Annotated in this window: 12 protein-coding genes; 5 read left to right on the top strand and 7 right to left on the bottom strand. The window is 72.7% G+C overall.

From position 1 onward, the window contains the following. Position 1: 1 nt before the first annotated feature. On the bottom strand, positions 2 to 445 hold the full coding sequence (locus ACSNN8_RS23815; protein ID WP_436651589.1) for a VOC family protein: 444 nt from the start codon (positions 443 to 445) through the stop codon (positions 2 to 4). 160 nt (positions 446 to 605) lie between these two features. Here ACSNN8_RS23815 and ACSNN8_RS23810 point away from each other — a divergent pair, with 160 nt between their 5' ends. After that, a complete protein-coding gene (locus tag ACSNN8_RS23810) occupies positions 606 to 1,235 on the top strand; it encodes a GntR family transcriptional regulator (protein ID WP_436651588.1) in 630 nt (209 codons plus the stop codon). Then, positions 1,232 to 2,245, top strand: coding sequence for a 1-aminocyclopropane-1-carboxylate deaminase (locus ACSNN8_RS23805; RefSeq protein WP_436651586.1), 1,014 nt, complete (start codon positions 1,232 to 1,234; stop codon positions 2,243 to 2,245). Before ACSNN8_RS23810 ends, ACSNN8_RS23805 begins: the two co-directional genes overlap by 4 nt. A 22-nt stretch (positions 2,246 to 2,267) precedes the next feature. Here ACSNN8_RS23805 and ACSNN8_RS23800 read toward each other — a convergent pair whose 3' ends face one another. Next, a complete protein-coding gene (locus ACSNN8_RS23800) occupies positions 2,268 to 3,569 on the bottom strand; it encodes a GH1 family beta-glucosidase (RefSeq protein ID WP_436651584.1) in 1,302 nt (433 codons plus the stop codon). A gap of 29 nt (positions 3,570 to 3,598) precedes the next feature. Here ACSNN8_RS23800 and ACSNN8_RS23795 point away from each other — a divergent pair, with 29 nt between their 5' ends. After that, on the top strand, positions 3,599 to 4,933 hold the full coding sequence (locus ACSNN8_RS23795) for a serine hydrolase domain-containing protein (protein WP_436651583.1): 1,335 nt from the start codon (positions 3,599 to 3,601) through the stop codon (positions 4,931 to 4,933). 75 nt (positions 4,934 to 5,008) lie between these two features. Here ACSNN8_RS23795 and ACSNN8_RS23790 read toward each other — a convergent pair whose 3' ends face one another. Next, entirely contained in the window at positions 5,009 to 5,821 is an 813-nt protein-coding gene (locus tag ACSNN8_RS23790) for a hypothetical protein (RefSeq protein ID WP_436651581.1), read from the bottom strand. A 238-nt stretch (positions 5,822 to 6,059) separates the two neighbouring features. On the opposite strand from ACSNN8_RS23790, the gene ACSNN8_RS23785 reads away from it, so the two are divergent. Further along, entirely contained in the window at positions 6,060 to 6,593 is a 534-nt protein-coding gene (locus ACSNN8_RS23785) for a sigma-70 family RNA polymerase sigma factor (protein ID WP_436651579.1), read from the top strand. Further along, positions 6,590 to 7,303: an anti-sigma factor family protein gene (locus ACSNN8_RS23780; RefSeq protein ID WP_436651577.1), complete on the top strand. Its 714-nt coding sequence runs from the start codon at positions 6,590 to 6,592 to the stop codon at positions 7,301 to 7,303. Before ACSNN8_RS23785 ends, ACSNN8_RS23780 begins: the two co-directional genes overlap by 4 nt. 1 nt (position 7,304) lies before the next feature. Here ACSNN8_RS23780 and ACSNN8_RS23775 read toward each other — a convergent pair whose 3' ends face one another. From ACSNN8_RS23775 to ACSNN8_RS23760, 4 genes are all read right to left on the bottom strand, one after another. Next, positions 7,305 to 7,919, bottom strand: a complete 615-nt coding sequence (locus ACSNN8_RS23775) for an NADPH-dependent F420 reductase (protein WP_436651575.1) — start codon at positions 7,917 to 7,919, stop codon at positions 7,305 to 7,307. Positions 7,920 to 8,557: 638 nt separating this feature from the next. Continuing rightward, positions 8,558 to 9,913 (bottom strand): pectate lyase family protein, encoded by a 1,356-nt coding sequence (locus tag ACSNN8_RS23770; protein WP_436651573.1) that lies wholly within the window; start codon positions 9,911 to 9,913, stop codon positions 8,558 to 8,560. A gap of 206 nt (positions 9,914 to 10,119) precedes the next feature. Then, on the bottom strand, positions 10,120 to 11,163 hold the full coding sequence (locus ACSNN8_RS23765; RefSeq protein ID WP_436651572.1) for a pectinesterase family protein: 1,044 nt from the start codon (positions 11,161 to 11,163) through the stop codon (positions 10,120 to 10,122). 552 nt (positions 11,164 to 11,715) lie between these two features. After that, entirely contained in the window at positions 11,716 to 12,723 is a 1,008-nt protein-coding gene (locus ACSNN8_RS23760; protein ID WP_436651570.1) for a LacI family DNA-binding transcriptional regulator, read from the bottom strand. Positions 12,724 to 12,772 lie beyond the last annotated feature (49 nt).

The raw sequence follows: 12,772 nt of genomic DNA, 5'->3' as shown, positions 1-12,772 counted from the left end.
GTCACCGGCCCGGGAGCCGCTCGGTGATCTCCTGCAGCACCCAGCCGTTGCCGTCCGGGTCCTCGAACGAGGCGAACGAGCCGTAGCTGGCGCGCTTTGGGTCGGGGCCCGGCACCCGCGCCTCGGTGCCGGCGTGGTGGAAGATGCCGCCGGCGTCGTGGAACACCTCACTGACCGCGACGCCCTGCCCGGCCAGCTGCTCGCGGGCCGCCTCGATGTCGTCGACGACCAGGTGCAGACCCTGCGCGCTGCCCGGCGCCGCGTTCGTCAGGCCCGCGCCGAAGATGACCGAGGCCGGGGACCCCGGCGGCGTGAGCTGGATGACCCGGAATTTCGGGTCGGTGGTGAAGTCGGCGTCCAGCCGCCATCCCAGCCCCCGGTAGAAGGCGAGGGACCGGCCGGGGTCGGACACGGGAAGAACGATGACCTCGAGCTTGAAATCCATGACGGAAGCACCTCTCGTCGTTCTCGCGGATGCCTGTTCACGCTGGCACAGGCCCGGTCCCCGCCGACCCAGGGAGACGCCCTGGTCCGCACCCCGGGGAGCGGGCCCTGTGACGAGCGCCACGCTGCTCGACGCCTCGCTGGCATCTAACATTTCAGTTGTGGAGAGGGTGCAACGGCGGCTGCTGCGGGAGACGGCGTACGAGTCGATCCGCGACGCCGTCGTGCGCGGCGAGCTCGCGCCCGGCTCCGCGCTCAACAGCGCGGAGCTGGCCGACCGCCTGGGCCTCTCACGCGCCCCAGTGCGTGACGCGCTGGCCCGGCTCGCCGACGAGGGCCTGGTCGAGACCAAGCCGCAGAGCTACACGCGGGTGACCCCGGTCGTGCCGCGCGAGGTGCGCGACGCCGCCGCCGTGGTGCGGGCGATGCACGAGCTCGCCGCGAGCGCCACGGCCGGGTCGCTGTCGCCCGCGGACCTCGACGCGATGCGCGCGGCCAACCAGCGCTTCGAGGCGGCCACCCGACGGGGCGACGTCGACGCCGCCATGGCCGCCGACGACGAGCTGCACGGTGTGCTGGTGCGCGCCAGCGGCAACCGCGCGCTCGCCGCCACCATCGAGCGGTACACGCCGCTGATCCGCCGGCTGGAGCGGCTGCAGTTCGCGGACAGCCGCGCCCGCCGCTCGGTCGAGCGGCACGACGACCTGATCGCCGCCTGCGCTGCCGGCGATGCCCCCGAGGCCGCCCGCCTCACCGCGCTGATCTGGCGCTCGCTGGAAGGAATCGCATGATCGAGTTCGACCGGTACCCGCTGCTGTTCGGCCCCTCGCCGGTGCACCGGCTCGACCGGCTCACCGCCCACCTGGGCGGCGCCGCGGTCTGGGCCAAGCGCGAGGACTGCAACTCCGGCATCGCGTACGGCGGCAACAAGACCCGCAAGCTGGAGTACCTCGTCGCCGACGCGCTCGCCCAGGGCTGCGACACGCTGGTCTCGATCGGCGGCGTGCAGTCCAACCACACCCGCCAGGTGGCCGCGGTCGCCGCCCGCGTCGGGCTCAAGTGCGTGCTCGTGCAGGAGAGCTGGGTCGACTGGCCCGACTCCGTCTACGACAAGGTGGGCAACATCCTGATCAGCCGGCTGGCCGGGGCCGAGGTGCGGCTGGTGCGCTCGGAGTTCGGCATCGGCTTCAAGGAGAGCTGGGAACAGGCGCTGCGCGACATCCAGGCCTCGGGCGGCAGGCCGTACGCGATCCCGGCGGGCGCCTCGGACCACCGGCTCGGCGGTCTGGGCTTCGCCAACTGGGCGTACGAGGTGCAGGCCCAGGAGGAGCAGCTCGGCGTCTTCTTCGACACCGTCGTCGTGTGCTCGGTGACCGGCAGCACCCAGGCCGGCATGATCGCCGGTTTCGCCGCGCTGCGCGACGCCGGCGGCCGCCCGCGGCGCGTGCTGGGCATCGACGCCTCCGCCAAGCCCGCCGAGACCCGCAGCCAGGTCGCCCGGATCGCCCGCAACACCGCGCAGCTGATCGGCCTGCAGCGCGACCTGAGCGACGACGAGATCCTGCTCGACGAGCGCTACCACGCCGGCACGTACGGCATCCCCGACGAGTCCACGCTGGACGCCATGCGCCTGGCCGCCCGCACCGAGGGCATGGTCACCGACCCGGTCTACGAGGGCAAGTCCATGGCCGCCCTCATCGACCTGGTCGCCCGCGGCGAGATCCCCCGCGACGCCACCGTCCTCTACGCCCACCTCGGCGGCCAGCCCGCCCTCAACGGCTACAGCGCGCTGTTCTCCTGAAGCGGGCGTCAGCCGGCACGGGTCAGGAGCCGATGACGCTGCGCAGCCAGTGGTAGGAGTCCCGGGGCGTACGCCGCAGGGTCGCGAAGTCGACGTGGACGAGCCCGAACCGCTGGCTGTAGCCCTCGGCCCACTCGAAGTTGTCGAGCAGCGACCAGACGAAGTAGCCGCGCACGTCCACGCCGGCGGCGATCGCCGCGTGCACGGCCCGCAGGTGCGCGTCCAGATAGTCGATGCGGAACCGGTCGTCGGTGCCCTCGGTGGTGGAGCAGCCGTTCTCGGTGATGTAGACCGGCGGCAGCGCGTCGCCGTACGTGTCGCGCAGCCCGGTCAGCAGCTCGGTCAGGCCCTGCGGCACCACGGGCCAGCCGAACGCCGTGGTCGGGTAGCCCTCGATCGGGCGCAGCTCGAACGGCAGCGGGGCGTCCGGAGCCGCGGCCCCGACCAGGGTGGGGTTGTAGTAGTTGACGCCCAGCGCGTCGATCGGCGTGCGGATGGTGGCGAGGTCGCCGTCGTGGACGACCGGGTCGAGCGCGGCGGCGAGGAAGTCCGGATAGGAGCCCAGCAGCACCGGATCGTTGAACAGCCGGTTGTGGAACGCGTCGTAGACGGCCGCGGGCGTGGGGTCGTCGCCGTCGGCCCACACCGGCGTGCAGTTGTTGGTGAGCATGACCTCCTGCGCTCCGGCGGCCCGCAACGCCTGCACGGCGAGCCCGTGCCCGAGCAGCTGGTGGTGCGCGACGGGCAGGGCATCGAGCAGCAGCGAGCGGCCGGGGGCGTGGGTGCCGTACGCGTACCCCTGCGCCATGTGCACGACCGGCTCGTTGAGCGTGATCCACCGCCGTACGCGGTCACCGAGCCGCGCCGCCACGTGCCCGGCGTAGTCGCCCAGGCGCGCCGCCGTGTCCCGGTCGAGCCAGCCCCCGCGGTCCTCCAGCGCCTGCGGCAGGTCCCAGTGGTACAGCGTCGGCAGCGGCACGATGCCCCGCTCGAGCAACGCGTCCACCAGCCTGTCGTAGAAGCCGAGCCCCGCCGCGTCCGGCCCGCCGCTGCCGGTCGGCTGCACCCGCGGCCAGGCGATCGAGAACCGGTACGCCCCCACGCCCAGATCCGCGAGCAGCGCCACGTCCTCGCCGAAGCGGTGGTAGTGGTCGCACGCCACGTCGCCGGTGTCCCCGCCCAGCGTCCGCCCCGGCGTGTGCGCGAACGTGTCCCAGATGGACGGCCCGCGCCCGTCCTCGTGCACGGCGCCCTCGATCTGGTACGCCGCCGTCGAACAGCCGAACAGGAACCCCTGCGGGAACCGGGGCAACGGGTCCACCATGAGCCGAGGCTAATACCTAGGATGAGGCGGTGCTGCAGGGTCTTCTGGATCAAACCGCTGCCCGGTACGACGTTCCCGGCGCGGCAATCGCGGTCGGCCACGGCGACGAGCTGCTCGAGGCCGCGACCGGCGTGCTCAACCGCGACACCGGCGTCGCGGCCACGCCGGACAGCGTCTACCAGATCGGGTCGGTCACCAAGGTGTGGACCGCCGCGCTCGTGCTGCAGCTGGTCGACGACGGGCTGATCGGCCTCGACGACCCGGTGCGCCGCCACCTGCCCGAGTTCGCGGTGGTCGACGCCCACGCGTCCGAGACGGTGACCGTACGCCAGCTCCTGCTGCACACCGGCGGCTTCGACGGCGACCTGTTCACCGACACCGGACGCGGCGACGACGCGCTCGACCGCTTCCTGGCGCACCTGGGCGGCCACGCGCAGCAGGTGACTGCGCCCGGCACGTTGTACTCGTACTGCAACGCGGGCTACAGCGTGCTCGGCGCCCTGGTGGCCCGGCTGCGCGGCGGCACCTGGGAGTCGGTGCTGCGCGAGCGGCTGATCGAGCCGCTGGGCGCGCGGCACATGGCCCTGTTCGCCGAGGAGGCGGTCCTGTTCCGGGCCTCCGCCGGCCACATGCACGCCGGCAACACCGTGGCGCGGCCCTGGCAGATGGCCCGCTCGCAGGCGCCGGCCGGGGCGACCACCTGCGCCGCTCCGCGCGACCTGGTCCGGCTGGGACAGATGCTGCTCGCCGGCGGCCGCACCCAGGCCGGCGAGCGCCTGCTGTCCGCCGAGGCGGTCGCCGCCATGACGTCGCCGCAGCTGACCCTGCCGGGCCCGGCCGTGCGCGGCGGCGGCCGGCGCGGGCTGGGCCCCGAGCTGTTCGCGTGGGACGGCGAGGCGGCGTACGGCCACGACGGGCTGACGATCGGGCAGTTCACGATGTGGCGGGTGGTGCCCGCGCACCGGCTGGTGGTCGCGATCCACGCGAACGGCGGTGCGGCCCCGGGTTTCCTCGACGCGGTGCTCGACGCGGTCGTCCAGAGGTGGACCGGGCTTACTGTCCCGCCGCGCCCCACGCCGCCGGCCGGTCCGTACGCGCCGGTCCCGTCGGCGTACGCGGGCCGCTACGAGTACCCGATGGCCCGGTACGACGTCGGCGTCTCCGGCGACGGCCTCGAGGTGACCACGACGCCGCTGGGTTTCGCCGCGGAGTGGGACGAGCCCGTGACGACCCATCGCTACGTCCCGCTCGACGGCGCGACGTTCGTCGGCACCGAGCCGGTGGACGGCCGTCACCCGATGCTCACGTTCCTGCAGGACGGCCGCTACGTGTACGGCGGCCGCGTCGCCCGCCGCATTCCGTGACACCTGGCTCGCCCGGACACAGTCGTGCCCGGCGGTCCGCCACCCGCCGGGCACGCCCCCGATAGGAGCAAGGTCTTATTTGCCGGGCTGGCTCACGGCCGGGCTCGCCGGCGCCCCGGCGGTCTTGCCGCCGTCCGGCTTGATCGCGAACCACTTGCCGTTGAGGCCCTGGCCGTTGATGTCGCCCGGCTTGGCGTCGGCGACGAAGTAGTAGACCGGCCAGCCGTTGATCGTCACCTGGCAGGTGCCGTCGGCGCGTTCCACGTACCCCAGGATCTTGGGGTCGATGCCGTTCGGGAAGATCTTGCCGGGTGACTTGATCAGCAGCGGCGGCCAGGCCGTCGCGCAGTCGCCGTTGCAGACCGACTTCGGCGGCTTGTTCGAGTCGTTGTCGAAGCGGTAGAGCGTGCGGCCGGCACCGTCGGCGACATAGGTGCCGATCTTCTCGTTCTCGGTGGCGTTCAGCTCGACCGTCTTGCTGCCGCTGGTGCGCGACTTCGGCGGCGTGATGTCCTGCTGCGACGGACCGCTGAAGATCTTGACCCATTTCTGCGTCTTGGCGACCGTGGGCGACGGCTCCGGCTCCGGCGCGGCCTGCTCTTCCGCCTCCTGCTGCTGCGCGCCCTCGTCGGCCGGCAGCGTCTCTGTCGGCTCGGCCGCCTCGGGAGTCTCCGCCACCTCGGGCAGGCCGCCTTCTGCGCCCGCTCCCGCGAGGTCGGGCAGCTCACCGGGGCCCTGCGGGTTGACCGGGGCCGCCGAGCCCTGCACCGCCACCGGCACCTGCCCGGCCGCGGCCTCGGTCGGCGCCGCCTGGTTCCCGCAGGCCGCCACGCCGGCCAGACCGGCCAGCATGGCTACGATCGTGATCGTCCTGCTGCGCTTGCTCACGGTCTTCTCCCGTTCTGTTCGCTTCCCCGCCTGCCTCCCACACGCCGCCCTCACCGGGCCGGTTCACCGAGATGTGCCACATTGCCGAAAATCTTGATCCGGGTGCGCCACCGGGCACGTACTCCGAGTAGCCGCGGCACAGTACTTTCATCGATGTCGTCTTCGCCGTACCCGCGCCGGGTCGTCAGCGCGGGCCGCACGAGGCGGCACGGGAAGCGTGCCGCGGGGAGAGAGACGGATGCCGTCGAGCAGACAGAGACCGCACCGGGAGGTGGCCGATGAAGCGCTGGTCAGATCGTTGTTTACCGAACACGGCCGGGCCATGCTCGCGTACGCCACGCAGCTGACCCGCGACCGCGCCGCCGCCGAGGACGTGGTGCAGGAGGCGCTGGTGCGCGCCTGGCGGCACCCCGACAGCCTCAACAACGGCAAGGGCTCCGTACGCGGATGGCTGCTCACGGTCTGCCGCAACATCGTGCTCGACCAGATCCGCGCGCGGAACAGGCGCCCGCCCGAGGTCGCCGAGAGCCCGCCCGACGCCGCGGTCGAGCAGGACCACTCCGACCGCGTGGTCACGTCGATGGTGGTGGTCGACGCGCTGAGCCGGCTCTCCACCGAGCACCGCGAGGTGCTCGAGCAGGTCTATCTGAAAGGCAACACCGTGGCCGAGGCCGCCGAGGTGCTCGGCATCCCGCCGGGCACGGTCAAGTCCCGGTCCTTCTACGCGTTGCGGGCCTTGCGCGAGGCCGGCACGGAACGGTTGGCATCATGAACACGCCGGAGAGCGCGAACACGGCGAACGACCACGTCGACCTGGCCGGCTACCTGCTGGAGATGCTGTCCGAGGACGAGAAGGCCCGCGCCGACGAGCACCTGGCGGGCTGCGCCGAGTGCCGCGCCGAGCGCGACTCGCTGCGCGAATGGTCCGACAAGCTGGGCGAGGTGCCCGACGAGATGCTGCTCGACGGGCCGCCCGACGACGGCGACCTGCTGCTGCAGCGCACGCTGCGCCAGGTGCGGCGCGAGTCGTCCGGCAACCGCCACCGCCGTGTGGCTGTGGTGGCCTCCATCGCCGCCGCCGTGGCCGCGATCGCGATCGCGGGCGGGGTGGTGATCGGCCGGGGCACCGCGCCGTCGTCGGAGCCGGTCGCGCAGCCCACGCTGTCCGTGCCCGCCGGCGCGCGGGTCGGCTCGGCCACCGACCCGGCCACCGGGGCGACGATGCAGGCCGCGGTCACGCCCGCGGCCGGCTGGGTGCGGGTGTCGGCCACCGTGGGCGGCATCCCGGCGGGGGAGAGGTGCGTGCTCGAGGTCGTCGGCCGCGACGGGTCCGCGGCCGTGGCCGGCAGCTGGCTGGTGTCGCCGGCGGGCGAGAGCGGCGGGACGACGCTCAACGGCAGCGCGCTCATCGACCCCGAACAGGTGCAGGCCGTACGGGTCGTCACCACCACCGGGAAGCGGTTCGTGACTGTCGAGGTGTGAGTCAGCGCAGCACGGTCAGCGCGTCGGCGAGCACGTCCTGCGCGCGGAAGACGTCCACCTCGTACTGCTGCAGCGGCCCGCCGGTCTCGGTGAGGCGGGCCGCCTCGGCGCCGCCCGCGTAGAACGGGGCGAACCCCATGTCCCGGATGATCCGCGACGCGGCCTGCCGGGCGTCGGTGAGGTCCGTGCAGACGAACTCCGCGAGCAGCGGATCGTGCCCGCGGCGGCGGTTCAGCACGGCCGTCGGCAGCGTGTTGAACGCCTTCGCCCAGTGCGCCTTCGGCGCCATCTGCATCAGCGTCTCGAACCCGCTCGGCCCGTCGAGGACCGGCACCGTCGGGTTCGTCGCGTCGATGACCACCTTGCCGTCGAGCGCAGACCCCGCGAGCTCGATCGCCTGGGGCGCGGTCTCCCAGTTCGGGGCGAACAGCACCACGTCCGCGAAGGCCGCCGCCTCCGCCACGGGCAACGCCGTACCGTGGCCGCCCAGGTGATCCACCACGCCGCCGAGCCGTTCCGGATGCCGCGACGCGACCGCCACGTCGTGGCCGCTCTCCGCACACCACTCGGCGAGCGTTGCGCCGAGCTGTCCTGCCCCGATCACGCCGATGTGCATGCTGACAGCGTGCCGGTTGCCGACCCCTTCCGGGTGGCAAATCAGCATTTTGGCGGAGCTGCGTCGTTTAGCGCTCCCGGCGTCTTCCGCCGCTGTGGACAACCCTCTTTCGCTCCCTCCCGCCGCGTACCTTCATCACCGCTCCCCGGGTGGGTGGGGGTAAGGGTGGCCCACCGGTTGATCGACTTTTCGCGGCGCAGCGTGCGGCCCGGTCGGGTGGTTGCAGAGGCCGGCCGGGCCGTTGATCGTTTGTCGTCAGCGTTCGGGCGTCGTTCGCATGCCGCGTCCGCATCGCCCGCATCCGCATCGCCCGCGCCCGCATCCGCATCGCCCGCGCCCGCATCGCCCGCGTCCGCATCCGCGTTCGGACGTCCGCGGAGATGCGGCGGGCGTCGTCAGCGGATAACGCGGTGGGCGTCGTCAACGGGCGTCGTCATCGGGCAGGCAACGGGGAGGGCGTCGTCAGCGGGCAACGCGGCGGGCGTTGTCAGCCGGCAAACGCAGCGGGCGTCGTCAGTGGGCAACGCGGCGGGCGTTGTCAGTGGGCAACGCGGCGGGCGTTGTCAGTGGGCAACGCGGCGGGCGTCGTCAGCGGGCAACGCGGCGGGCGTCGTCAGCCGGCAACGGGGCGGGCGTCGTCAGCGGAGGATGCGGCGAGCGCCGGCGCCTGCACTGACCAGCGCGGGAACGGCCGCGGTCGGGTCGACGCCGGTGCGCAGCGTGGGCGTCCAGCCCGCGTCCGCAAGCAGGTCGGGGTCGTAGGCGGCGTTGTACGCGGCGACCAGGTCGACCGGCTGCGCGGGACGGCTGCCGACCTGCACGAGCGAGCCGATCGCGGTGATCCGCGTGCCCTTCCAGTACGCGATGACCTCCGACGGTGGCACGTCGGCGCTCAGCCGGAAGTAGTTGTTCTCGGCGTAGATGCTCGACTCGACCCCGACACCCAGCGAGTACGAGTAGTCGTCGTCGGTCGCGACGTACAGGTTGTTGTAGACGTCGACCTGGCCGAACCGTACGCGCGGCGCCCGCTGGACGACGTTGCCGAACCGGTTGTGGTGCAGGGTGACGCGCAGCTTGCCCACGTCGACGCCGGGCGTGTCGGTCGAGCCGATCAGCATGGTCTTGTCGTGGTCGTAGTAGTCGTTCCACGAGACCGTGATCAGGTCGGAGCCGCGGATGAAGTCGGTGGCGCCGTCGTGCACCTGGTAGGGCCGGCCGAAGTAGAGCGGCTGGGTGCTGTCGTGGTTGTTGCCGTCGCTGAACGTGTTGTGGTCGAGCCAGACGTTGGTCGCGCCGCTGAGCGACACCAGGTCGTACAGCGAGTTCCAGTTGCCCGCGGAGCCGTCGGTCGGGTCCCAGGCCGGGAAGCAGTCCGCCGCGTCGGTGACCTCGAGGTTGCGCACGATCACGTTGCTGACATTCGTGAGTACGAGGCTGCCGTGCTCGAGCCGGCCGCCGTTGATGCCGACGATCGTGGTGTTGCTGCCGACGTTGACGCGCACCTGGTCGGACTGCGTACGCGCCGACCGGACGCGCGCGTCCTCCAGCGGCCCGGTCGGCCGGGTGGCCCGTCCCCAGACCGCCGGGTCGTACGTGGCCAGGTACTGCTCGAGCGAGTACGCCGGGTCGGCGAAGTCGGCGCACGACTTGCCTTCCCGGAGGTCGATCCGGCCGCTGACCAGGACGATCTTCGGCGTGGCGTTCTGCCCGTTGGTGGCCGCGTTCCCGCCGAGAGCCGCGATCAGCTCGCTGCGCGTGCGGACGACCGACACGTGCGCGTCGTCGGCCGCGGAGCCGCCCGTCGTTCCCGCTCCGGCGGACGCCCATCCGTCGTTCGGGGAAAGGCCTTGCCTGGCCAGTTGCAGCGCCGCCGGCGGGATGCCGGGCGCTGCGGCGGAGGCGTCGGCGGGCGCAGCGGCGGAGGCGGCGGCAGGCGTAGCGCCGAGGGTGAGCAGGAGGGCAGCGGCTAATCCGGCCACGGGGGCGAAGGGCATGGTCGTTCCTCTCGAGCGGACGGTGGAGACCGCTTTGACATGCAGGAAAGCGCTTGCCGCCACCGTCACACGACGGTCGACCATCGTCAATGGATCGAACAACGCAGGAAATTTGCATAGCCGCGCCGTGAGAGGCGGCCGTACGCCGTCGGTCGCGGACGCGAAGCAGCAGGCGGGAAGCGCCGGCCGCGTTCGTGGCTACCGGGTCAGAGACGGCGGTCCGGGCGCCAGCCGTCGCTGCCGCGCAGGAAGGCGGGAACCGTGTACATCGCCGCCTCGGCGGGGGTCAGCTGCGGCCGGTCGGGGGTGACGAGGGCGCCGGGGCCGTAGTTGCGGTACTCGGCGAAGCGGGCCTCCCGCCACGGCCACGTGCCGAAGTCGCTCCACGCGACCGCGCCGATGTGGGCCTCGATGCGGGAGTCGCGGATGATCGTCTGGCCGATCGCGTTCGGGTCCTGGCTGGGGTGCCACGGGCGGCCGAGGAAAACGCTTGCCGGCGGGGCGTCCGACGTGAAGGAGCACCGGGCGAACAGGAAGCCGTGCGGGTTGCCGATGTCGGTGCTCGGCGCGGTGACGTACCCGCTGGGGGTCGTTCCGCGGTCGAGCGAGTGGATCCGGCAGCGGTCGAAGACGGCGGTCGCGCGGCCGAAGATGAAGTCGACGTCGCCCTCGACGTAGCAGTCGCGGAAGTACGCGCGGGCGACCGTCGTGGCGGCGGCGCTGTTCACATAGAGCGTGTCCTGGTTGCCGAGGAAGCGCACCCGCGTGAACGCGACCCGGTCCGCGCGGGTCAGGACGGCGACGGCCTGACGGTTGGTGATCTCGGGGTGGGCGGCCTCGTCGAACAGGTTGGCGAAGGTCAGGTTGTGCGCGCGGAAGTCCGCGCCGTCGACCGTCACCGAGGCACTGCCGGACGTTCCCCACGTCCCGCCGGCCGGGTTGGGCGTCCCGTTGGCGCGGTCGTCGGCGATGACCACGTCGCGCGGGTTCCGCCCGAGCCCGAGCATCGTGATTGTGGGCCGGTCCGCCGGGATGACGACCCTTCCGGTGTACGTGCCGGGGCGCACCGCGATCACGAAGGGAACGGGGTTTCCCGCGGGCACGGCGTCCACCGCTTGCTGGACGGTGGTGAAGTCCCCGCTCCCGTCGGCCGCGACGACGACGCGCTCGACCCCTTCGCCGAGGTGCCCGATGCCCGCCGGCGCGAGCGAGGACGCCGAGGCGGCGCGGCCCCCGAACGTCGAAGCCACCGTGATGGCCCCCGTCGATAGCCCGAGAAAGGTCCGTCTACGCATACCGCATCCCCTTAGGTAAGGCCTTTCCTGCGGCACAGTAGACAGCTCAATAGAGGACGGTCAATAGCCAAGGGGTGGCCGGAGAGCAGGCGGACGGCAGCTCGGGCGCGGGTCGACCGGGTGAAATCCGGCGGAGAGGTCGCGGGGAAGACGCCGCGAGGGCGGGGGCCGCTGGGTGGGTGAGCTGCAGGGCGAGCGTGGGCGGTGGGAATGGAGGGGAGGCGCCGCGGGGGCGGTGGGTCGCCGGGTGGGTGGGCTGCAGGGCGAGCGCGGTCGGAGGGGGTGGCGGGGAGGCGCCGCGAGGGCGGGGCCGCTGGCTGAGTGGACCGCAGAGTGAGCGCGGGCGGAGGGGGAGGCGGCGCGGGGGCGAGGGTCGCTGGGTGGGTGGACTGCCGAGCGAGCGGGGGCGGAAAGGGTGGCGGGGAGACGCCGCGGGGGCGGGGGCCGCTGGAGGGACTGCAGGGCGGCGTGGGCGGAGAGGCGGCGGCCGCCGGTTGGCGCTAGATCTCAGCGGCACTCGCTGATCTCGAAGGTGCTCTCCCGGCGGATCAGGTCGGCGGAGACGTGTTCGGTGCGCGGGCGGGAGTTCCCGGAGGGGGGATTGAGGGCCAGCTTCATCGCGAGCTCGCCCAGTTCGGCCAAGGGCAGGCGGATCGAGGTCAGCGAGGGGCTCACGTCGCGGGCCACCGGCATGTCGTCGAAGCCGATGACGGCCAGCTTGCGCTCCCGCCTGCGCAGGGTGGCGAGGGCGCCGACGGCCATGGAGTCGTTGAGGGCGGCGATGGCGGTCAGGTCGGGACGCTCCACCAGCAGGGCCTCGGCGCACTCCTCGCCGCCGTCGCGGGTGAAGTCGGACTCCTTGACGTGCAGCAGGGCGCCGAAGTCCGCGGCGGCGCGCTCCATTCCGGCCAGGCGGTCGGCGGTGGTGGTGAGGTTGGCCGGGCCGGCGATCACCCCGACGAAGCGGTGGCCCAGCTCGAAGAGGTGCGCGGCCGCCAGGTAGCCGCCCTCCTCGTTCGCGGGCAGGACGGTGTCGCAGCGGTAGCCGTGGCGGCCGATGACGGCGATGCGGCCGCCGGTGGCCTCGAAGCTCAGCATGCGGTCGGCCAGCTCGGACTCGGCCTCGGCGTTGAGATAGCCGGACCCGGCCACCACGATCGCGGCGACCTGGTGGGCGTGCAGCAGGTCGATGTACTGCAGCTCGCGGGCCGGGTCGCGGAACGTGTTGCAGATGATGACCAGCCGGCCGGCGTCGGTGGCCATGCGCTGCAGACCCCGGGTGATCTCGGCGAAGTACGGGTCGGAGACGTCGTGCACGAGCACCCCGACGGCGTTGCGGTGCGAGCGGGCCAGCATCTGCGCGTGCGCGTTGGGCACGTAGCGCAGCTCGGCGACCGCGGCCAGCACGCGGGCGCGCAGCTCCTCGGCCACCGGCTTCGTACTGCCATTGATGATCCGCGATGCGGTCGCGGTGGACACCCCGGCGCGACGCGCCACGTCCGCCAAGGTCGCCACGCTCACCTCCTGTTGAAAGCCGTTGCCGACCGGAGGATACCGCCGCCGG

It is taken from the genome of Actinoplanes sp. URMC 104, assembly GCF_051386375.1.
Lineage (GTDB): Bacteria > Actinomycetota > Actinomycetes > Mycobacteriales > Micromonosporaceae > Actinoplanes.
This window is presented reverse-complemented; position numbering and strand designations above follow the sequence as displayed.

Excerpts from the sequence above, each read along its gene's own strand:
- ACSNN8_RS23815 (WP_436651589.1), bottom strand. The coding sequence starts at position 445 with ATGGATTTCAAGCTCGAGGTCATCGTTCTTCCCGTGTCCGACCCCGGC.
- ACSNN8_RS23805 (WP_436651586.1), top strand. The coding sequence starts at position 1,232 with ATGATCGAGTTCGACCGGTACCCGCTGCTGTTCGGCCCCTCGCCGGTG.
- ACSNN8_RS23800 (WP_436651584.1), bottom strand. The coding sequence starts at position 3,569 with ATGGTGGACCCGTTGCCCCGGTTCCCGCAGGGGTTCCTGTTCGGCTGT.
- ACSNN8_RS23770 (WP_436651573.1), bottom strand. The coding sequence starts at position 9,913 with ATGCCCTTCGCCCCCGTGGCCGGATTAGCCGCTGCCCTCCTGCTCACC.
- ACSNN8_RS23785 (WP_436651579.1), top strand. The coding sequence starts at position 6,060 with ATGCCGTCGAGCAGACAGAGACCGCACCGGGAGGTGGCCGATGAAGCG.
- ACSNN8_RS23780 (WP_436651577.1), top strand. The coding sequence starts at position 6,590 with ATGAACACGCCGGAGAGCGCGAACACGGCGAACGACCACGTCGACCTG.
- ACSNN8_RS23775 (WP_436651575.1), bottom strand. The coding sequence starts at position 7,919 with ATGCACATCGGCGTGATCGGGGCAGGACAGCTCGGCGCAACGCTCGCC.